Origin of the sequence: Streptomyces sp. NPDC058796 (assembly GCF_042745235.1) — a bacterium.
Classification (GTDB): Bacteria; Actinomycetota; Actinomycetes; order Streptomycetales; family Streptomycetaceae; genus Streptomyces.
Genome location: NZ_JBHYOP010000006.1, coordinates 386297 through 406561, shown reverse-complemented (window position 1 = coordinate 406561; position 20265 = coordinate 386297). Strand labels below are relative to the sequence as shown.

The window sequence follows — 20265 nt, the reverse complement described above, 5'->3', positions numbered from 1 at the left end:
CGTGCTCACGGCCTCGCCATGCTGTCATCCGCACGTACGGTGGCGATATGGGTGTCGTGACGGATATACGCAGCCGCGCACGGTCGGCGAAGCTGGTCGAGGCGGTGTCGTGCGCGAGGGCCGGGAGGAGCGGGAAGAGGACCGTGTCGCTTTTCTGGCGGATCTTCTCACTCAACGCCGCGGGCCTGGTCGTCGCCACCGCCCTGCTGCTCGGTCCGGTCACCGTCTCGACCCCCGTCCTGCGGCACGAAGCCCTGATGCTGCTCGCGGGTCTCGTGGCGCTGCTGGCCGGGAACGCGTTCGTCCTGCGCATAGGACTCACCCCGCTGCAACGGCTGGGGCGCGCGATGGCCACCGCCGACCTGCTGGTGCCCGGCGCCCGTCCGACGGTCGCCGGACCGGCCGAGGCGGCGGAGCTGATCGCGACGTACAACACGATGCTCGACCGGCTCCAGGCCGAACGCGCGGCGGGCGCCGGCCGGGCGCTGCACGCCCAGGAACGCGAACGCCACCGCATCGCCCGCGAGCTCCACGACGAGGTCGGCCAGACCCTCACCGCCGTACTCCTCCAGCTCAAGCGCGTCGCCGACCGGGTGCCCGGGGAGCTGCGCGAGGAGGTGTCCCTGGCGCAGGAGGCCACCCGGGCCGGGCTGGACGAGATCCGCCGCATCGCCCGCCGCCTGCGCCCCGGCGTCCTGGAGGAACTCGGTCTCACCAGCGCGCTGCGTTCGCTCGCCGCCGAGTTCACGCACCACGGTCTCACCGTCCAGCACCACGTGCCCGGGGACCCGCCCCCGCTCGCCCCGGAGGTGGAACTCGTCATCTACCGGGTCGCCCAGGAGGGCCTGACCAACACCGCCCGCCATGCCGCCGCCGACCGCGCGGAGCTCCACCTCCGCCCGCTGCCCGACGGCGTCGAACTGCTCGTCCGCGACAACGGCACCGGTCTGGGGTCGGCCGCCGAGGGCGCCGGCATCCGCGGCATGCGGGAGCGGGCCCTGCTGGTGGGGGCCGAGATCCACCTGGAACCGGCTCCTGGCGGCGGCACCGAGGTACGGCTGCGCGTCCCGGTCCCGCTCGGGAGCCGAGGTGACGACGGGGCCCGGCAGGAAGACCGACCGAGGGACCGACTCGCAGACCAGCACACAGACGAAGACGCAGCCCCCTGCACAGTCCGACCCGCACGCCGACATACAGACCGCCCCGGAGACCGCCCTTGACGTCCGCACGGCCACCGATCCGCGTCCTGCTCGCCGACGACCACACCCTCGTACGCCGGGGAGTCCGGCTCATCCTGGACGGTGAACCGGACCTGACGGTCGTCGCCGAGGCCGGGGACGGGGCCGAGGCGGTCGCGGCGGCCCGGACCACCGAGGTCGACCTCGCCGTCCTGGACGTCGCCATGCCCCGCATGACGGGCCTGCAGGCGGCGCGCGAGCTCTCCCGCCGCCTGCCCGAGCTGCGCATCCTCATCCTGACCATGTACGACAACGAGCAGTACTTCTTCGAGGCGCTCAAGGCCGGAGCCTGCGGTTACGTACTCAAGTCCGTCGCCGACCGCGACCTGGTGGAGGCGTGCCGGGCGGCCGTACGCGACGAGCCGTTCATCTATCCGGGTGCCGAGCGGGCCCTGGTCCGCTCGTACCTGGACCGCCTGCACGGCGGTGGCGGCCTGCCCGACCGGCCCATCACCGAACGCGAGGAGGAGATCCTCAAGCTGGTCGCCGAGGGCCACACCTCCAAGGAGATCGGCGAGCTGCTGTTCATCAGTGCCAAGACCGTGGAGCGCCACCGGGCGAACCTCCTGCAGAAGCTCGGCGTCCGCGACCGTCTGGAGCTCACCCGGTACGCGATCCGCGCCGGCCTCATCGAACCCTGACCTGCCTGACCCGCTCGACCTGTGCGGCTGGGGGTGGCCCCGGTTGTCCACAGGCGGCCCGGGACACCGCCGCCGACCGCCTACCCTTATTGCCATGAGCAGCATCGACCGGAGCCAGTCAGTGGGCGGCCCACGCACCTATGAAGTACGCACCTACGGGTGCCAGATGAACGTCCACGACTCCGAGCGATTGTCCGGTCTGCTGGAGGACGCGGGCTACGTCCGCGCCCCCGAGAGCGCCGACGGCGACGCGGACGTCGTCGTCTTCAACACCTGCGCCGTCCGGGAGAACGCCGACAACAAGCTGTACGGCAACCTCGGCCACCTCGCCCCGAAGAAGGCGAGCCGCCCCGGGATGCAGATCGCGGTCGGCGGCTGCCTGGCGCAGAAGGACCGCGACACCATCGTGAAGCGGGCGCCCTGGGTGGACGTCGTCTTCGGCACGCACAACATCGGCAAGCTGCCGGTCCTCCTGGAGCGCGCCCGCGTCCAGGAGGAGGCGCAGGTGGAGATCGCCGAGTCGCTGGAGGCGTTCCCGTCCACGCTGCCCACCCGGCGCGAGAGCGCCTACGCGGCCTGGGTCTCCATCTCCGTCGGCTGCAACAACACGTGCACCTTCTGCATCGTCCCGGCGCTGCGCGGCAAGGAGAAGGACCGTCGCCCCGGCGACATCCTCGCCGAGGTCGAGGCCCTGGTCGCCGAGGGCGTCTCCGAGATCACCCTCCTCGGGCAGAACGTCAACGCCTACGGCTCCGACATCGGCGACCGCGAGGCGTTCAGCAAGCTGCTGCGGGCCTGCGGGAAGATCGACGGCCTGGAGCGCGTGCGCTTCACCTCCCCGCACCCGCGCGACTTCACCGACGACGTCATCGCCGCCATGGCCGAGACACCGAACGCCATGCCGCAGCTCCACATGCCGCTCCAGTCCGGGTCCGACCCGGTGCTGAAGGCGATGCGCCGCTCCTACCGGCAGGAGCGCTACCTGGGCATCATCGAGAAGGTGCGGGCCGCCATCCCGCACGCGGCGATCACCACCGACATCATCGTGGGCTTCCCCGGCGAGACCGAGGAGGACTTCGAGCAGACCCTGCACGTGGTGCGCGAGGCCCGGTTCGCCCAGGCCTTCACCTTCCAGTACTCCAAGCGGCCCGGCACCCCGGCCGCCGAGATGGACGGCCAGATCCCCAAGGCGGTCGTCCAGGAGCGCTACGAGCGTCTCGTCGCCCTCCAGGAGGAGATCTCCTGGGAGGAGAACAAGAAGCAGGTCGGCCGCATCCTGGAGCTGATGGTCGCCGAGGGCGAGGGCCGCAAGGACGGCACCACCCACCGCCTCTCCGGCCGCGCCCCGGACAACCGGCTGGTGCACTTCACCAAGCCCGACCAGGAGGTCCGCCCGGGCGACGTGGTGACCGTCGAGGTCACCTATGCCGCCCCGCACCACCTCCTCGCCGAGGGCGCGGTGCTCGGCGTTCGCCGCACCCGCGCGGGCGACGCCTGGGAGAAGCGCAACGCGGCCGAGCAGGCCAAGCCCGCCGGCGTGATGCTGGGCCTGCCGAAGATCGGTGTCCCCGAGCCCCAGCCGGCCGTGGCGAGCGGCTGCGGCTGCGACTGACCGCAGGGCGTGCGGTTGCGGCGGGCGGTCCGGGGATACGCTGCCGATCATGCTTGTCGCAGCCGCCGTCTGTCCCTGCCCGCCGCTCCTCGTGCCGCAGATCGCCGCGGGCGCCGCACCCGAGCTGGATGCCGCGCGTGCCGCGTGCACGGACGCGTTGGGCGTGCTCGCCGCCGCGCGGCCCGACCGGCTGGTGGTCGTCGGGCCCGCCGACGACGCCGGGCCCGAGATCTATCCGCAGGGCACCCCGGGGTCCTTCCGGGGTTTCGGGGTGGGCGTGGACGTCCGCCTGGGCACTGGGCGTGGCCTCGGGACGGAGGGGACCGGACACGAGCTGCCGTACGGGCTGGCCGTCGGTGCCTGGCTGCTCGGGCGCGCCGGATGGGCCGACAGCCCCGTCGAAGGGGTCGGCGTGGGGGAGGGACTGCCCGCCGAGCGCTGTGCCGCCGTCGGACGGGACCTCGCCGCCCGGCCCGGACGGCTCGCGCTGCTGGTGCTGGGCGACGCCAGTGCGTGCCGCACCCTCAAGGCCCCCGGTTACCTCGACGAACGGGCGGCGCCCTTCGACGCCGAGGTCGCGCGGGCGCTGGCGACGGCGGACACGGCTGCCCTGACGGCGCTGGACGTGTCGCTGTCGCGCGAGCTGAAGGCATCCGGCAGGGCACCGTGGCAGGTCCTCGCGGGCGCGGCCGAGGACGCGGGCCTCGCGGGAGCGCTGCTGTACGAGGACGCGCCGTACGGGGTGGGGTACGTGGCGGCGGCCTGGTCGTAGCGGCGGCCGTCGCCTGGTCGCGTCCGCCGCGACCGGCCGCACGCGCGCCGGCGGACGGCCCGGAGCCGGGTGGCTCGTGACCGTCTGCCGACGCGCGTGCGGCCGTCCGCGCGGCGACGGATGACTCTCAGGAAGCCGGCGGGGGACCGGCGGGCGGGGGGCCGCCCGGGGTGGTTCCCGGTGTGCCTCCGCCTCCGGGCGGGCCGTCGTCGTCCTTGTGGGCGAGGCGTTCCATGGCGCCCTTGGCCTTGCCGGTGCCCGTCTGGATCCGGTCGCTGTACTTGCCCTTGGTCCTCTCGTCGACGGTCCTCGCCACCTTGTCGAGACCGCGATCGATCTTGTCCCCGTGCTGCTGCGCGAGGTCGGAGACCTTGCCCTTCGCCGGTCCCAGTCTGGCCTTCAAGTTGTCCATCAGACCCATGGTTCGCCTTCCCTCACGGGGCGGTCAGGTGCGGGCGCCCTTGTCGGCCTCGTTGTCGACGGCCTCCCCGGCGGACTGCTGCTTGGGGATGCCGACGCCCTCCGCGTCGGCGGCCTCGGCGGGCTCGTCGGCCTCCGCGGAGTCCGGCGCGTTCCGGGGGCCGGAATCGGCCGTCTCCCCGGCCGGTGCCGTCTCCGCCGCAGCCCGCCCGGTGTCCGGGGTGCCGGTCCGTGCCTCCTCGGCCGACGCCTCCTCGGTGGTCTTCGACCTCCGAAGAAGCCGTGCAAAAACGCCCATATCAACTCCATACGTTACTCGTGCGGGCGAAATCCCGCGGCATCCGGTGCGTCCGTTTGCGCGGCCGGGGCCGTGGCCCCGGTGGCCCGGGGAGCGGGGACTTCGCAACGGGCAACGACTCCGGTCCCGCGCCGTCACGTAACTCGTTCGAGGGCAGGGCGAGAGGTTTGGGAGACTGGTGCGGTGAGCAGCACACCCTCCGCCCCCCGCGTCATCGCCGTAGTCGGACCCACCGCAGCCGGAAAGTCCGATCTGGGCGTATTCCTGGCCCAGCGGCTCGGCGGCGAGGTCGTCAACGCCGACTCCATGCAGCTCTACCGCGGGATGGACATCGGCACCGCGAAGCTGACGCCGGACGAGCGCGGCGGAATCCCGCACCATCTGCTCGACATCTGGGACGTGACGGTCACGGCCTCCGTCGCCGAGTACCAGCGGCTGGCCCGCGAGCGGATCGACGCGCTGCTCGCCGAGGGGCGCTGGCCGGTCCTCGTCGGCGGCTCCGGCCTGTACGTCCGCGGGGCCGTCGACAACCTGGAGTTCCCCGGTACCGACCCCGAGGTCAGGGCCCGGCTGGAGGAGGAGCTCGCCGTGCACGGTCCGGGCGCGCTGCACGCCCGGCTGGCCGCGGCCGACCCGGAGGCGGGCCGGGCCATCCTGCCCAGCAACGGACGCCGGATCGTACGAGCCCTCGAGGTGATCGAGATCACCGGCAGGCCCTTCACCGCCAACCTCCCCGGACACGACTCCGTCTACGACACGGTCCAGATCGGCGTGGACGTGGCGCGCCCCGAGCTGGACGAGCGCATCGCCCGCCGCGTCGACCGGATGTGGGAGGACGGTCTGGTGGACGAGGTGCGGTCCCTGGAGGCGCGTGGGCTGCGCGGGGGGCGTACGGCGTCGCGCGCGCTCGGCTACCAGCAGGTGCTCGCGGCGCTCGCCGGCGAGTGCACCATGGAGGAGGCGCGGAGCGAGACCGTCCGTGCCACCAAACGCTTCGCGCGCCGCCAGGATTCATGGTTCAGGCGCGACCCGCGGGTGCACTGGTTGAGTGGGGCTGTGGCGGATCGCACGGAACTTCCGCAGCTCGCGCTGTCGTTGGTCGAACGACCGGTTACAGCCTGATCACGTGATGGCATCGGGACGCCCCGGCCGTCATCCGGGCCTTCGACGGCGTGCCATCATCGAGCTTCGATCGACCGAGTGAGTCCTAGTTGGGAGGGCGCGTGGCGATGGAGGCCGGCCCTCGCGACACCGCACCGAGCACCGAGCACGGCGCCGCCGACGGCGGCGGCCCGGAGCCGGACGGAGCCGCCCTGAGCCCCGACGGCCCCGACGAGGCGCCGGAGGGCGTGACGACGGACGGCCCCGAACCCGCCGAGATGTACGGCGACGAGGTCGAGGTCGAGCTGCGCCCGCAGCGACGGCTGCGCATCTGGCAGCTCGCGCCCATCGTGGGCCTGGCCGCGGTCGGCTCCCTGATGTTCGCCTTCCCGCTCGCCTTCGACTTCGGCGACAGCGGTGCCGTGATCGCGATGCTGGGTCTGCTGATCTGCTCCTGCGCGGCCGGCTGGGGCATGATGGCCGCCCGCCGCGTCGGCTACAGCCTGCCGGGGCTGCCGCAGCGCGGCTCGGGACGCCGTGCCGACTGGCGGATGATCCTCGTGTACGCCCTGGCGGTCGCCGCCGTCGTCGTCCTGGCCGTGTGGCGGGTCGCCCGTCTGCGCGGGTGAACAGGAGCTCACCGGCACACGGGACACGGGCCCACCGGCCCCACTGACCCGGGTCCACCGCCACCCGGCCCCATCGATCCGGGTCCACCGCCACCCGGCCGGACCGTGCCCAGGCGCCCGCCCACGACGGCACGCCGCGCCCACCCCGTACGATCGAGGAATGAGCACGCGGATCGCCTTCCTCAAGGGCCACGGCACCGAGAACGACTTCGTGATCGTCCCGGACCCGGAGAACGCCGTCGAACTGCCCCCCGCTGCCGCAGCCGCCCTGTGCGACCGCCGCGCGGGCATCGGCGGAGACGGTCTGCTGCACGTCGTGCGGTCCGCTGCGCACCCAGAGGCCCGGCACATGGCGGCCGAGGCGGAGTGGTTCATGGACTACCGCAACGGCGACGGCTCGGTCGCCGAGATGTGCGGCAACGGCGTACGCGTCTTCGCCCGCTACCTCCAGCGCGCCGGGTACGCCACCGAGGGAGACCTCGCCGTCGCCACGCGCGGCGGCGTGAAGACCGTCCACCTCGCCAAGAACGGAGACGTCACCGTCGGCATGGGCCGCGCGCTGCTCCCCGAGGGCGACGTCGAGGTGAGCGTCGGCGAGCGCGGCTGGCCCGCGCGGAACGTGAACATGGGCAACCCGCACGCGGTGGCTTTCGTCGCCGACCTCGACCACGCGGGCGACCTGTACACCGCGCCGCCGTTCCGGCCGGCCACCGCCTACCCGGACGGGGTGAACGTCGAGTTCGTCGTCGACCGCGGCCCGCGCCACGTCGCCATGCGCGTGCACGAGCGCGGCTCCGGGGAGACCCGTTCCTGCGGTACCGGCGCCTGCGCCGTCGCCGTCGCCACCGCCCGCCGGGACGGCGCCGACCCGGCCGTCACGGGCACCCCGGTGACGTACACGGTCGACGTGCCGGGCGGCACTCTGGTGATCACCGAGCACCCCGACGGCGAGATCGAGATGACCGGACCCGCGGTGATCGTCGCCGAGGGCGAGTTCGACGCGGAATGGCTCGAGGGGGTGCTCGCCTGAACCACAGCCCGGTCCATGACACTCAGTGCGAAAACGTAAACCCTCGGTCCATCGCTCGAATGGGTGATCCGTTTCACGCTCCGCGAGAGGCGGTCGGCCGCACATGATGGGCTCGATAGCATCAAGCACCGGCCCGGACGGGGGAACGACACCATCCCTTGAGCCGCGTCCGCCCCGGGATGCCCCGTCCGCCGGTCCACGCAGCCGGAGGTGCCCATGAACGCGGAGGCCGTGAATCCAGCGAGCCCGGGACCGGTGCCGCCCGCGACCACCGGCGCCGTCGCTCCGTCCGCGCCCCGCAGGAAGGCCCGCCCCCGGATCGACCTGCGCCGCCTGGGCCGCGCCGCACTGCTCGGCTCCACCGCCCGTGGCCGGCTGCCCGACGCCATCGGCCACGTCGTCGAGGCACACCGCGCCCACCACCCCGACGCCGACCTCGACCCGCTCCGCCGCGCCTACGTGCTGGCCGAGTCCTCGCACCGCGGGCAGATGCGCAAGAGCGGCGAGCCGTACATCACCCACCCCCTCGCCGTCACCCTGATCCTCGCCGAGCTAGGCGCCGAGACCACCACCCTGACCGCGTCCCTCCTCCACGACACCGTCGAGGACACCGACGTCACCCTGGACCAGGTCGGCGAGGAGTTCGGCGCGGAGGTCCGCTACCTCGTCGACGGCGTCACCAAACTGGAGAAGGTCGACTACGGCGCCGCCGCCGAGCCCGAGACCTTCCGCAAGATGCTCCTCGCCACCGGCAACGACGTCCGCGTGATGTCGATCAAACTCGCCGACCGGCTGCACAACATGCGCACCCTCGGCGTCATGCGCCGCGAGAAGCAGGAGCGCATCGCCAAGGTCACCCGCGACGTCCTCATCCCGCTCGCCGAACGGCTCGGCGTCCAGGCGCTCAAGTCCGAGCTCGAGGACCTGGTCTTCGCGGTCATGCACCCCGAGGAGTACGAGCACACGCGTGAGCTCGTCGCCGCGAACGCCGCCCGCGCCCACGACCCGCTGGCCGAGGTCGCCGAGGACGTGCGCGAAGTGCTGCGCGAGGCCGACATCAACGCCGAAGTCCTCATCCGGCCCCGCCACTTCGTCTCCCTGCACCGCGTCTCCCGCAAACGCGACCCGCTGCGCGGCGCCGACTTCGGCCGCCTCCTGGTGCTGGTGCAGGACGACGCCGACTGCTACGCCGTCCTCGGTGAACTGCACACCTGCATGACCCCGGTGGTCTCGGAGTTCAAGGACTTCATCGCCGTACCCAAGTTCAACCTGTACCAGTCGCTGCACACCGCCCTCGCCCGCCCGCAGGACGGCCAGGTCGTCGAGGTCCTCGTCCGCACCCACCAGATGCACAAGGTCGCCGAGGCCGGCGTCGTCGCCCTCGGCAACCCCTACGCCCAGCCGACGGAGGACCAGAGCACGGGCGACGGGGAGCGTGCCGACCCGACCCGGCCCGGCTGGCTGTCGCGGCTGCTCGACTGGCAGCGCGGCGCTCCCGACCCGGACACCTTCTGGTCCACCCTCCGCGAGGACCTCGCCCAGGACCGTGAGATCACCGTCTTCCGCCCCGACGGCGGCACCCTCGGCCTGCCCGACGGCGCGACCTGCGTGGACGCCGCCTACGCCCAGTACGGCGAGGACGCGCACGCGGCCATGGGCGCGCGGGTCAACGGCCGTCTGGCGACCATGAGCACGGTGCTGCGGGACGGCGACACCGTGCAGCTCCTGATGGGGCAGGACCCCGCCTCCGAGCCCTCCAGGGAGTGGCTGGAGCACGCCCGCACACCGGCCGCGCGGATCGCCATCCAACGCCGGCTCGCGGCCCGCCCGGAGCAGACGTCCGCCGAACCGGCGGACGCGCCCCGCACCTCTCCGACCGGTGACGCACCCGCCGCCCGCCCGGCGTCCGACGGACCGGCACCCCGCCCCGCCTCCGCCGACGTCCTCGCCGACCGGCCGGGGGCGGCCGTACGGCTGGCCGGCTGCTGCACTCCCGTACCGCCCGACGAGATCACCGGTTTCGCCGTGCGCGGGGGAGTGGTGACCGTGCACCGCGCGGAGTGCGCCGTGGTGGCGCGCATGAAGGGCGCGGGGCGACCGGAGATCGGCGTGCGCTGGGGGGAGAGCAGCCAGTGCCGGGTCACCCTGCTCGCCGAATCGTTCGGCCGGCCGCATCTGCTGGCCGATCTCACCGAGGCGATGGCCGTCGAAGGCGCCGAGATCGTCTCCGCGACCATCGAGCCGCCCGACCGGCAGCGGGTCCGCCACACCTACACCGTCCTGCTGCCCGACGCGGCACGGCTGCCCGGCCTCATGCGCGCGATGCGGGACGTGCCCGGGGTGTACGACGTGAGCCGGGCGCAGCCGCAGACCACGGCGGTCTGAGCCGCACCGCCCCGACCGGCCGACGGCCGGGGCGTGCCCGCACGGTCGGCCATCGCCTCGCCGTTCCCCCCGGCGCCGCCGGGTCGGCATCTCCGCCCCCCGGCCGGAACGCACCCGTTCGGGTGCCCCGGGCGCGCGTCGGCGTCGCGGCCAGGGTGTGCGCTGATAGCCGTGGGGCATGCTGCACACCCCGCACCCCCCGGCTTCCCGCCCCCGCGCGCGAGCCCGCCGTCGGCTCAGGGCCGCCGCGCTGCTCGCCTCGGCAGTCTCCGTATGCCTGGTCGCCGCGAGCGCCCCGCCGACCCCCCTGGGCGTCGGCGACCGCCTCTACCCGCACCTGGGCAACCCCGGGTACGACGTGGTGGCGTACGACCTCTCCTTCACCTACTCCGGCAGCAACAGCGAGCCGTTGCAGGCCGTCACCGTCATCGACGCCCGGACGACGGCCGGCCTGGACCGGGTCAACCTCGACTTCGCCCACGGCAAGGTCGACTCCGTCGAGGTCGACGGTGAGCCCGCGGCCTTCGCCACCGCCGGTGAGGACCTCGTCGTCACGCCCGAGGACCCGCTCGACGAGGACGAGTGGACGCGGATCACCGTGCGGCACACCAGCGACCCGGTGTACCCGGAGGACCGCGAGGGCGGCTGGGTGCGCACCTCGGACGGGCTCGCCATGGCCAACCAGGCGGACGTCGCCCACCTGGTGTTCCCCTGCAACGACCACCCCTCCGACAAGGCGAGCTTCACCTTCCGCGTCACCGCCCCGGAAGGCCTCACCGCCGTCGCGAACGGCCTGCCGACGGGCGTCGACCGGACGGACGGAACCACCACGTGGACGTACCGGACCGCGCACCCCATGGCCACCGAACTGGCTCAGGTGTCCATCGGCCGCTCCACGGTGCTGCACCGCACCGGCCCGCACGGGCTGCCCGTACGGGACGTCGTGCCGACCGAGCACCGCGCGGCGCTCGAACCGTGGCTGGAGAAGACGCCTGACCAGATCGCCTGGATGGAGGAGAAGGTCGGGCGCTACCCCTTCGAGACCTACGGGCTGCTCATGGCCGACGCCACCACCGGCTACGAGCTGGAGACCCAGACGCTCTCCCTGTTCGAACGGGAGCTGTTCACCGAGCCGGGCTACCCGAAGTGGTACGTCGAGTCGATCATGGTGCACGAGCTGGCCCACCAGTGGTTCGGCAACAGTGTCGGCCCGGCCACCTGGTCCGACCTGTGGCTCAACGAGGGCCACGCCACCTGGTACGAGGCCCTCTACGCGGAGGAGACGGCCGACAAGCCCCTTCAGGCACGGATGAGGGCCGCCTACGGCGCCTCCGACGGCTGGCGCGCCAAGGGCGGACCGCCCGCCGCCCCGAAGCCGCCCACTTCAGGCAGCAAGACCGGCATCTTCCGCGCCAACGTCTACGACGGCGCGGCCCTCGTCCTCTACGCCCTGCGCCAGGAGATCGGCCGCCCCGCCTTCGAGCGCCTGGAGCGGGCCTGGGTCACCCGCCACCGGGACGGCACGGCGACGACCGCCGACTTCGTCCGGCTCGCCTCCGAGACCGCCGGCCGCGACCTGGGCGACTTCCTCCACGGCTGGCTGTACGGAGCGAAGACCCCGCCGATGCCCGGACACCCCGACTGGAAGCCGGTGGCCGGGGAATAAGCCGATGACGAGACGGCCCGTGCCGTGCGACCATCTTGGGGACGGCGCGGTACGGGCCGCGGGAATCTCCCCGGTGGTTCGTGCGTTGTGAAGAGTGTCGCAGCAGCATCGCCGCGCGATTCGTTTCCCCAGCTACGTAAGGATCCAATGACCTCCTCTTCTTCCCCTTCCCAGGACACCAAGCGTCTCGCGCAGACCTACCCCGAGGGCCTTCGGGCCGATGCCCTGATGGAAGAGGACGTCGCCTGGAGCCACGAGATCGACTCGGAGTGGGACGGCGAGCAGTTCGACCGCTCCGACCGCGCGGCTCTGCGCCGGGTGGCGGGCCTCTCCACCGAACTCGAGGACGTCACCGAGGTCGAGTACCGCCAGCTCCGCCTGGAGCGGGTCGTCCTCGTCGGCGTCTGGACCTCGGGCACCGTGCAGGACGCGGAGAACTCGCTTGCCGAGCTGGCCGCCCTCGCGGAGACCGCCGGTGCGCTCGTGCTCGACGGCGTCGTCCAGCGCCGCGACAAGCCCGACGCCGCCACCTACATCGGCTCCGGCAAGGCCGAGGAGCTGCGGGACGTCGTCCTCGAAACGGGCGCGGACACCGTCATCTGCGACGGTGAGCTCAGCCCGGGCCAGCTGATCCACCTCGAGGACGTCGTCAAGGTCAAGGTCATCGACCGCACGGCCCTGATCCTGGACATCTTCGCCCAGCACGCCAAGTCCCGAGAGGGCAAGGCGCAGGTAGCGCTCGCGCAGATGCAGTACATGCTGCCGAGGCTGCGCGGCTGGGGTCAGTCGCTGTCCCGGCAGATGGGCGGCGGCAAGGGCGGCGGCCTCGCCACCCGTGGTCCCGGTGAGACCAAGATCGAGACGGACCGGCGCCGGATCCGCGAGAAGATGGCGAAGATGCGCCGGGAGATCGCGGAGATGAAGACCGGCCGCGAGATCAAGCGCCAGGAGCGCCGGCGTCACAAGGTGCCGTCCGTGGCCATCGCGGGCTACACCAACGCCGGCAAGTCCTCGCTGCTGAACCGCCTCACGGGCGCGGGAGTGCTGGTGGAGAACGCGCTGTTCGCCACCCTCGACCCGACCGTGCGCCGCGCCGAGACGCCGAGCGGCCGCCTGTACACGCTGGCGGACACCGTCGGCTTCGTCCGGCACCTCCCGCACCACCTGGTCGAGGCGTTCCGCTCCACGATGGAGGAGGTCGGCGACTCCGACCTGATCCTCCACGTGGTGGACGGTTCGCACCCGGCTCCGGAGGAGCAGCTGGCCGCCGTGCGCGAGGTGATCAGGGACGTCGGCGCCACCGACGTACCCGAGATCGTCGTGGTCAACAAGGCCGACATGGCCGACCCGCTGGTGCTCCAGCGGCTGCTGCGGGTCGAGAAGCGGTCCATCGCGGTCTCGGCACGCACCGGCCAGGGCATCGACGAGCTGCTCGCCCTGATCGACAACGATCTGCCGCGCCCGTCGGTCGAGATCGAGGCGCTCGTGCCGTACACCCACGGCAAGCTGGTCGCCCGCGCCCATGACGAGGGTGAGGTGATCTCCGAGGAGCACACCCCGGAGGGCACCCTGCTCAAGGTGCGCGTGCACGAGGAACTGGCGGCGGAGCTCACGCCGTACGTTCCCGCGCCGCTCGCCTGAGGTTCCGGCACGGTACGACGACCGAGGGCCCGCCCCTGCCTGGCAGGGGACGGGCCCTCGTCATGTGCTGATCACTGCTCGCCGCGGGTCACTGCCCGCCGTACGCCCGGCTCATGTTCTGGTACATCGCCTCGGCCTCCGGGCCGAGCTGCGGGCCCGCCAGCCAGGTGTTGTCGAGCGGGCCGATCGACGTGTTCGAGACCAGCTTCGTCTCGCCGTCCACCACCCGGAACCAGCCACCGCCGGAGGAACCGCCGGTCATGGTGCAGCCGATGCGGTACATAGTGGGCAGCGACGGGCTCAGCGACAGCCGGCCGGGCCGGTCGACGCACTTGAACATCTTCAGGCCGTTGTACGGCGGGGCCGCCGGGTAACCCCAGGCGCCCATGCTGTTGACCTCGGTCGCGGAGGGTGCGGAGAAGTCCACCTCCAGCGCCGCGCCGACCGTCTCCTCCAGGGACTTGCTGCCCTGCTCCGGCTTCACGTGCAGCACGGAGTAGTCGTGCGCGGCGCCGTCACCGCCGTCCTCCGCGCCGCCCTGGATCCACTGGTTCGACGTCGAGGCCCAGTCGGCCCACCAGGTGCCGTACGGGGCCATCTCGGTGGTCGTCGCGCCCGCCAGCTCCGCCTCGGACTTGCCGAGGTCGTTGTACGAGGGCACGAAGGCGATGTTGCGGTACCAGCCGCCGCTGCCGCCGGCGTGCACGCAGTGTCCCGCGGTCCACACCAGATTGGACTTGCCCGGGTTGTTCACGTCCTTGATGACGGTGCCGGAGCAGACCATCGACCCCTCGGGGGAGTCGAAGAACACCTTGCCGACCGGCGCCGCGTTGTCGTGGTACGGCGTCTTCTCGGCCACGGCCTCGACGGGTGCCGGCTCCGGATCGGTGGCGCCCCGGTCGGCGGCGGTGTCCTTGGTGGTGACCGTCTTGTCGGCCTCCTTCGCGGACCGCATCCGGTCCGGCTTCCACAGGCCCTCGATCACCGGATTGACGAAGTCCTTGGCCTCACTGAGCCACTTGTCCTTGTCCCAGTCCTTCCAGCCGCCGTCCTTCCACCGGTCGACGTCGATGCCGTGCTCCTTGAGCCGGTCCGCGAGATCGCCCGGGAGCTGGACCCCGCCGCCACCGGTGTCGCCGGTGCCGGCCGCCTGGGAAGTGCCGCCGCTGGGCTTCGCGTCGGCCTCGTCCTTCTCCGAACCGCCGCACGCGGTGGCGGTCAGCGCCAGGGCGGTGACCAGGCCGGTGGCGGCGAGGACGGTGCGCCGCCGACGTGGCGCGGCGGGCATGGGTACGGAACGCATGGTGGATCGACCCCCGTTGGAACGTGTGGTTGTGGAACGTGCAGATGTCGTCGAGTGCCGCGCTCAGCCCGCGCTCACTGACCGGCGAACTTGCCGCTCACCGCGTCGAACACGCCCTTGGCCTCCTCGCCCAGCCGCGGACCGGCCAGCCAGCCCGCCGTCACCGGGCCGATCGAGGTGTTGGACACCAGCGCCGGCTCGCCGTCGGAACCGTTCGCGACCCAGCCGCCGCCGGAGGAACCGCCGGTCATGGTGCATCCGATGCGGTACATCGTCGGGTCCGAGGCGCTGATCGACAGCCGTCCGGGCTTGTCCTCGCACTGGAACAGCTTCTGACCGTCGTACGGCGGGGCGGCCGGGTAGCCGATCGCCTTCATGCTCTCGATCTCCGGCACGGCGGGCGCGTCGAAGTCGACCGGAAGCGCCGCACCGACCGTCTCCTCCAGCGACCTGCCGTCGCCGCCCTTCTCCGGCGTCACATGGATGACGGCGAAGTCGTACGAGGCACCGTCGCCACCGGTCGCTCCGCCCTGCTCGATCCACTGGTCCGAGGTCTGCGCCCAGTCGCCCCACCAGACGCCGTAGGGAGCGACGTCCTCCTTGGTGGCGTTCTGCAGTTCCTCGGTCGACATGCCCGCGTCGTTGTACGACGGCACGAAGGCGATGTTGCGGTACCAGCCGCCGTTCTTGCCGGCGTGCACGCAGTGTCCCGCGGTCCACACCAGGTTCGACTTGCCGGGGTTGGCCGGGTCCTTCACGACGGTGGCCGAGCAGACCATCGAGCCCTTGGGCGAGTCGAAGAGCAGCTTGCCGGCCGTGGCGGCGCTGTCGTGGTACTTCGGCGGCACGGCCGCCGCCTGGACGGGCGCCGGCTCCGGGTCGGTGACGCCCTGGTCACCCGTGAGGTCGTTCTCGTCGACCTCCTGGTCCGGCTCCTCGGCGTCCCGCATCCGGTCCGGGTCCCACAGGTCCTCGATGATCGGGTTGACGAAGTCCTGCGCCTCGCGCAGCCAGTCGTCCTTGCTCCAGTCCTTCCAGGCGCCGTCCCGCCACTTGTCGACGTCGATGCCGTGTTCCTTGAGCTTGTCCTTGATGTGGTCCGGGATCCGGATCTCGCCGTTGCCCGCGTCCGCGGCGGACGCGGAGGCCGAGGCGTCGCCGCCCGCCTCGGGGTCGCCGGACTCACACGCGGTGGCGGTGAGCGCGAGCGCCGAGACGAGCGCGACGGCGATCGGTGCGGGGGAGGTCCTGCGCCGCCCGCGCTCGTGTCCGCGCGTGGTGAACGACGGCCGTATGGATCGCATGGTGGTGACTCCCCCTGGTGTGAACTGCATAAGAACGGGCCACACACTATGCGGTCGCTGTGGGGGAGTTCCGACGGTACGGCAACGGTTCGGACACAAGCGGCCTGACCTGGAACGCCCGTTGCGGCGAGGAGCCGGACGATCACCCGTAACCCGGCCGACCGTCCGCGGTTGTAGCGGTGGGGGGCCCGCTGTCCGGGCGCGGCCCCCGTGCCGAGAGCGGCCGGCGAGCCGGACGCGCGGGGACAGCGGGAGGTCGCAGCCGTGGCGAAGAGCGCAGTACGCAGGGGAACCGCGCGGGAGTGTGCTCCGGGACGCGGGCCGGTGCGCGACGCCGCGGCACGCACCGGGGCGAGCGTCCTTCCGGTCGTACCGGTCCGGGCCCGGGGGCTCACCATCGAGGGCGCCGACGGCCGCCGTTACCTCGACTGTGTGTCCGGGGCGGGGGCTCTGCCGCTGGGGCACAACCACCCGGTCGCCCTGCGGGCGATCCGCGAAGTCCTGGACGCGGGCGCCCCCTTGCAGGTCGCCGGCCTCACCACTCCGGTCGAGGAGGCCTTCGTCACCGAACTGATGCGTACGTTGCCGCCCGGACTGGCCGACCGCGCGCGGGTGCGGTTCTGCGATCCGGCCGGGAAGAACCCGGTCGCCACCGCCGCCGGACTGGTCCGTGCGGCCACCGGCCGAACCCGGGTGATCCACTCCACCGACGCGGACCGGGCGGCCGGGACCGGTCTCGCCGACCCGAGGCCGGGAGAGGCGCTGCCCGCCGGAATGCTCCTGGAACCGGTCCGGGGCCGGGACGGCGTGCTCCCCACACCGGACGCCGTGCTGCGCCGCCTGCGCCACGGCACGGCCGAGCGGTCCGTTCCGCTGATCGTCGACGAGACCGAGACCGGTGTCGGGCGGACCGGGGCCTTCTGGGCGGTCGGACACAGCGGTGTCGTCCCCGACGTCCTGGTCCTCTCCAAGGCCATCGGCGGCGGACTGCCCCTCGCCGCCGTGGTGTACCGCGACGACCTGCACACGGAAGAGGGGAGCGCGTTCCGCGGCAATCAGCTCGCCATGGCCGCGGGCGCCGCCACTCTCGCCCACGTCCGCGAGCACGGTCTCGCCGAACACGCCGCGGCCCTGGGCGGCCGGACGCTGGCCCGGCTGCGCGGCCTGGCGGATGACTTCCCGTGCGTGGGCGACGTGCGGGGGCTCGGTCTGATGATCGGCATCGAGCTGACGGCACCGGACGGTACGGCCGACGCCGCCCCGCGCGGCACCCGCCTCAATGCCGCCGCCGCCGTCCAGCGGGAGTGCCTGCGCCGAGGACTGATCGTCGACCTCGCGGGCCCGTCCGGGAACGTCGTACGACTGCTGCCGCCGCTGATCGTCACCGAGGAGCAGATGTCGGCGGTGCTGGACCGCCTCGCCGACGCGGTGCAGGCGGTGCAGCGCGGCCCGAGCGGTCACGCCCCACCGCACGGGGTGCACGCCGCACGCCGGCTGTAGCGACCCGCAGCCCAGGCCCCCGCACGTCACGAGGAACCGCGTTGCACACCACCCCCCCACCGGAACCGGCCGCCACCACGGACGCCGGTCCGTCCGCCGCCGCCCACGCGACGCCCTCCGGCGCCCTGTCCTCCTCCGGGCCGGCTTCCGGCGTCGTTCCCGCGCCCGCGACCCCCGCCGACGCGTCAAGCGGTCCGGACCCGTACGCCGAGGCGCAGGCCGCGGCCGTGGAGAACCTGCTGCGCTGCTGGGCGCGCGAGACCGACGCCCGTGCTCCCGACAACGGCGACCTCGACGTACCGCTGCCGTCGAGCGGTACCGCCCTGGCCGTTCCCGTCCTCTACTGGTCGCCGACGGGATGGCACCGCTTCGGCCTCCCGCGCCTGGCCGACGCGCCCGCCTCGGCCCCACCCGTCGACGCCGTCACCGTCGCCGCGCTGCTCGCACGGGAGAGGGCCGACGGCCGGGAGGCCGACGGAACCGACCTCGTGGCCCGCGTCGCGGACTCCGTCCGTCGTACCGCCGCGATCCTCCGCGAACGGCCGAAGGGCCCGACGCACGCCCCCGGCGCCCGCGACACCGCGGGCACCCTTGCCGCCCCGGACCTCTTCCTCGCCGCCGAACAAGCCCTCGTCCTCGGCCATCCGCTGCACCCCGCGCCGAAGAGCCGGGAGGGCCTCACCGAGGCGGAAGCGCGGCAGTACGCACCCGAACTGCGCGGCGCCTTCCCCCTGCACTGGTTGGCCGTCGCCCCCTCCGTCCTCGCCACCGACTCCGCGTGGACGGAAGGGGGCCGCCCGGTCGCCGCGCCCCGGCTCACCGCGCGCCTCCTCGGCAACGGGGCGGCACCGCCGGACGGACACGCCGTCCTGCCCCTGCACCCCTGGCAGTTCCGCGCCGTACGGCACCGGCCGGAGACCGAGGCACTGCTGGACGCGGGGCTGCTCAGGGACCTCGGCGTCCAGGGCGTCCCCTGGTACCCCACCTCCTCCCTGCGGACCGTCCACCGCACCGGCGCCCCCGCCATGCTCAAGCTCTCCCTGGCCCTGCACATCACCAACTCACGCCGGGAGAACCTCCGCAAGGAACTCCACCGCGGCGTCGAGGTGCACCGTCTGCTGCGCAGGGGCCTGTCCGTTCAGTGGCGGGCCGCCCATCCGTGCTTCGACATCGTCCGGGACCCGGCCTGGCTCGCCGTCGACGGACCGGACGGCAGGCCCGTCCGAGGACTCGACGTCGTTGTGCGGCACAACCCGTTCCGGCCCTCGGACGACGTCTGCTGCGTGGCGGGTCTCGTCGCGCCCCGGCCGGCCGGCCGCGACGGGCCCACCACCCGCGTCCCGCGTTCCCGGCTGGCCGAGCTCGTCACCCGGGTGGCGGGGCGGACCGGCCGTGCCCGCGACGCGGTCGCCGCCGAGTGGTTCCTGCGGTACCTCCACCACGTCGTGCGGCCCGTCCTGTGGCTGGACGCCCACGCCGGGATCGCCCTGGAGGCGCACCAGCAGAACACGCTGCTCCTGTTGGACGCAGACGGCTGGCCCGCCGGCGGCCGCTACCGCGACAACCAGGGCTACTACTTCCGCGAGTCGCGCCGCGCGGAACTCGACGCCCGGCTGCCCGGCATCGGTGAGCACAGCGACACGTTCGTCGCCGACCAGGTCACCGACGAACGCTTCGCGTACTACCTCGCCATCAACAACGTGTTCGGCCTCATCGGCGCCTTCGGCTCCCAGCGACTCGCCGACGAACGACTGCTGCTCGCGGCCTTCCGCCTCTTCCTCGAAGACGCCGCCTCCGGTCCCGGCCCACTGGGCAGTCCGTTGCCCGCACTGCTCCTCGACTCGCCCGTACTCCGCTGCAAGGCCAACCTGCTCACCCGGTTGCAGGGCCTCGACGAGCTGGTCGGGCCGGTGGACACCCAGTCCGTCTACGTCACCATCGCCAACCCGCTGCACGCCTGAGCAAGCCGTTGCGCCTCCCCTCCTCGTCCCCGTCCCCCGAAAGAGCGACACCGTGACTTCCACCGACGCGAGCGCCGACGACACCCTGGACCTGCACCTGCCCGCGGAGTTCATCGCCCTCATCGGGAAGGACGGGAAGGAGAAGGACGGGAGGCGCGCGCCCGACGAGACGCCGCCCCGGCGGACCGGCGGCGACCTGCTCGACCGCGTCACCGACTGGGGCCCGGTCGCCACCGCGGCGGGCGAGTTCCACCTGGTGCCCGTCCACGCCGAGCGGGACCTGCCGCTCATCGGCCGCTGGATGAACGACCCCGCCGTCGCCGAGTTCTGGGAGCTGACCGGACCGCAGCGTGTGACCGAGGACCACGTACGGGCCCAGCTGGCCGGTGACGGCCGCAGCGTCCCGTGCCTCGGCCTGCTGGAGGGGGTGCCGATGAGCTACTGGGAGCTGTACCGCGCCGACCTCGACCCGCTGGCCCGGTACTTTCCCGTACGACCGCACGACACCGGCCTCCACCTGCTGATCGGCGATGCCGCCGACCGCGGCCGGGGCATCGGGACCGCCCTGATCAGGGCCGTCGCCGAGCTCGTCCTCGGCAGGCGGCCCGCCTGCACGCGCGTGCTCGCCGAACCCGACGTCCGCAACCGTCCGTCCGTTGCCGCGTTCCTCGGCGCCGGCTTCCGGTTGTCCGGCGAGATCGACCTGCCCGCCAAGCGTGCCGCCCTGATGATCCGCGACCGGTCCCCGCGGGAGGTGCCGTAAC

The 20265-nt window shown here is 72.9% G+C and carries 17 protein-coding genes; 13 read left to right on the top strand and 4 right to left on the bottom strand.

Translation table 11 applies throughout. The annotated features are described in order from the left end of the window. Positions 1 to 143: 143 nt before the first annotated feature. The 4 genes from ACFW47_RS18140 (at position 144) to ACFW47_RS18125 (ending at position 4263) form a co-directional block, all read left to right on the top strand. A complete protein-coding gene (locus ACFW47_RS18140) occupies positions 144 to 1220 on the top strand; it encodes a sensor histidine kinase (RefSeq protein ID WP_386306309.1) in 1077 nt (358 codons plus the stop codon). Beyond that, positions 1217 to 1879 carry a response regulator transcription factor gene (locus tag ACFW47_RS18135; RefSeq protein ID WP_217246314.1) on the top strand — a complete coding sequence of 221 codons (663 nt, stop codon included), beginning with the start codon at positions 1217 to 1219 and terminating at the stop codon, positions 1877 to 1879. Before ACFW47_RS18140 ends, ACFW47_RS18135 begins: the two co-directional genes overlap by 4 nt. 94 nt (positions 1880 to 1973) lie before the next feature. Then, complete coding sequence (gene miaB / locus ACFW47_RS18130; protein ID WP_386306307.1) at positions 1974 to 3491, top strand: tRNA (N6-isopentenyl adenosine(37)-C2)-methylthiotransferase MiaB; 1518 nt, start codon at positions 1974 to 1976, stop codon at positions 3489 to 3491. Between the two features lie 49 nt (positions 3492 to 3540). Further along, on the top strand, positions 3541 to 4263 hold the full coding sequence (locus ACFW47_RS18125; RefSeq protein ID WP_386306305.1) for a class III extradiol dioxygenase subunit B-like domain-containing protein: 723 nt from the start codon (positions 3541 to 3543) through the stop codon (positions 4261 to 4263). 127 nt (positions 4264 to 4390) lie between these two features. Here ACFW47_RS18125 and ACFW47_RS18120 read toward each other — a convergent pair whose 3' ends face one another. Together ACFW47_RS18120 and ACFW47_RS18115 are read right to left on the bottom strand one after the other, a co-directional pair. After that, entirely contained in the window at positions 4391 to 4684 is a 294-nt protein-coding gene (locus ACFW47_RS18120) for an antitoxin (protein ID WP_386277081.1), read from the bottom strand. Positions 4685 to 4708: 24 nt separating this feature from the next. Then, positions 4709 to 4981, bottom strand: a complete 273-nt coding sequence (locus ACFW47_RS18115) for a hypothetical protein (protein WP_386306303.1) — start codon at positions 4979 to 4981, stop codon at positions 4709 to 4711. A gap of 183 nt (positions 4982 to 5164) precedes the next feature. On the opposite strand from ACFW47_RS18115, the gene miaA reads away from it, so the two are divergent. The 6 genes from miaA (at position 5165) to hflX (ending at position 13433) form a co-directional block, all read left to right on the top strand. After that, positions 5165 to 6103, top strand: coding sequence for a tRNA (adenosine(37)-N6)-dimethylallyltransferase MiaA (miaA, locus tag ACFW47_RS18110; protein WP_386306301.1), 939 nt, complete (start codon positions 5165 to 5167; stop codon positions 6101 to 6103). Positions 6104 to 6210: 107 nt separating this feature from the next. Then, positions 6211 to 6711, top strand: a complete 501-nt coding sequence (locus ACFW47_RS18105; RefSeq protein WP_386277199.1) for a hypothetical protein — start codon at positions 6211 to 6213, stop codon at positions 6709 to 6711. A gap of 160 nt (positions 6712 to 6871) precedes the next feature. Further along, on the top strand, positions 6872 to 7741 hold the full coding sequence (gene dapF, locus ACFW47_RS18100) for a diaminopimelate epimerase (RefSeq protein ID WP_386306298.1): 870 nt from the start codon (positions 6872 to 6874) through the stop codon (positions 7739 to 7741). Positions 7742 to 7957: 216 nt separating this feature from the next. After that, a complete protein-coding gene (locus ACFW47_RS18095; protein ID WP_386306296.1) occupies positions 7958 to 10126 on the top strand; it encodes a RelA/SpoT family protein in 2169 nt (722 codons plus the stop codon). Positions 10127 to 10304: 178 nt separating this feature from the next. Next, positions 10305 to 11792: a M1 family metallopeptidase gene (locus ACFW47_RS18090; RefSeq protein WP_386306294.1), complete on the top strand. Its 1488-nt coding sequence runs from the start codon at positions 10305 to 10307 to the stop codon at positions 11790 to 11792. A 147-nt stretch (positions 11793 to 11939) separates the two neighbouring features. After that, a complete protein-coding gene (gene hflX, locus ACFW47_RS18085) occupies positions 11940 to 13433 on the top strand; it encodes a GTPase HflX (RefSeq protein ID WP_386306292.1) in 1494 nt (497 codons plus the stop codon). An 88-nt stretch (positions 13434 to 13521) separates the two neighbouring features. On the opposite strand, the gene ACFW47_RS18080 is transcribed toward hflX, so the two are convergent. Further along, positions 13522 to 14736, bottom strand: coding sequence for a trypsin-like serine peptidase (locus ACFW47_RS18080; RefSeq protein ID WP_386277066.1), 1215 nt, complete (start codon positions 14734 to 14736; stop codon positions 13522 to 13524). A 74-nt stretch (positions 14737 to 14810) separates the two neighbouring features. After that, positions 14811 to 16040, bottom strand: coding sequence for a trypsin-like serine peptidase (locus ACFW47_RS18075; RefSeq protein WP_386306290.1), 1230 nt, complete (start codon positions 16038 to 16040; stop codon positions 14811 to 14813). A 324-nt stretch (positions 16041 to 16364) separates the two neighbouring features. Here ACFW47_RS18075 and ACFW47_RS18070 point away from each other — a divergent pair, with 324 nt between their 5' ends. The 3 genes from ACFW47_RS18070 to ACFW47_RS18060 are packed head-to-tail and all read left to right on the top strand — an operon-like array spanning position 16365 to position 20264. Further along, positions 16365 to 17540, top strand: coding sequence for an aminotransferase class III-fold pyridoxal phosphate-dependent enzyme (locus ACFW47_RS18070; RefSeq protein WP_386277061.1), 1176 nt, complete (start codon positions 16365 to 16367; stop codon positions 17538 to 17540). 41 nt (positions 17541 to 17581) lie between these two features. Beyond that, a complete protein-coding gene (locus ACFW47_RS18065) occupies positions 17582 to 19501 on the top strand; it encodes an IucA/IucC family protein (RefSeq protein WP_386306288.1) in 1920 nt (639 codons plus the stop codon). A 52-nt stretch (positions 19502 to 19553) separates the two neighbouring features. Then, the gene (locus ACFW47_RS18060; protein ID WP_386306286.1) at positions 19554 to 20264 is read left to right on the top strand and encodes a GNAT family N-acetyltransferase; all 711 of its coding nucleotides are present in this window, start codon (positions 19554 to 19556) and stop codon (positions 20262 to 20264) included. Position 20265: the final 1 nt, after the last annotated feature.

What these genes read in the sequence shown, in the direction of transcription:
- miaB (WP_386306307.1), top strand. Translation starts at nt 1,974, where the DNA reads ATGAGCAGCATCGACCGGAGCCAGTCAGTGGGCGGCCCACGCACCTAT.
- ACFW47_RS18125 (WP_386306305.1), top strand. Translation starts at nt 3,541, where the DNA reads ATGCTTGTCGCAGCCGCCGTCTGTCCCTGCCCGCCGCTCCTCGTGCCG.
- ACFW47_RS18120 (WP_386277081.1), bottom strand. Translation starts at nt 4,684, where the DNA reads ATGGGTCTGATGGACAACTTGAAGGCCAGACTGGGACCGGCGAAGGGC.
- ACFW47_RS18115 (WP_386306303.1), bottom strand. Translation starts at nt 4,981, where the DNA reads ATGGGCGTTTTTGCACGGCTTCTTCGGAGGTCGAAGACCACCGAGGAG.
- ACFW47_RS18105 (WP_386277199.1), top strand. Translation starts at nt 6,211, where the DNA reads ATGGAGGCCGGCCCTCGCGACACCGCACCGAGCACCGAGCACGGCGCC.
- dapF (WP_386306298.1), top strand. Translation starts at nt 6,872, where the DNA reads ATGAGCACGCGGATCGCCTTCCTCAAGGGCCACGGCACCGAGAACGAC.
- ACFW47_RS18095 (WP_386306296.1), top strand. Translation starts at nt 7,958, where the DNA reads ATGAACGCGGAGGCCGTGAATCCAGCGAGCCCGGGACCGGTGCCGCCC.
- ACFW47_RS18090 (WP_386306294.1), top strand. Translation starts at nt 10,305, where the DNA reads ATGCTGCACACCCCGCACCCCCCGGCTTCCCGCCCCCGCGCGCGAGCC.
- hflX (WP_386306292.1), top strand. Translation starts at nt 11,940, where the DNA reads ATGACCTCCTCTTCTTCCCCTTCCCAGGACACCAAGCGTCTCGCGCAG.
- ACFW47_RS18080 (WP_386277066.1), bottom strand. Translation starts at nt 14,736, where the DNA reads ATGCGTTCCGTACCCATGCCCGCCGCGCCACGTCGGCGGCGCACCGTC.
- ACFW47_RS18075 (WP_386306290.1), bottom strand. Translation starts at nt 16,040, where the DNA reads ATGCGATCCATACGGCCGTCGTTCACCACGCGCGGACACGAGCGCGGG.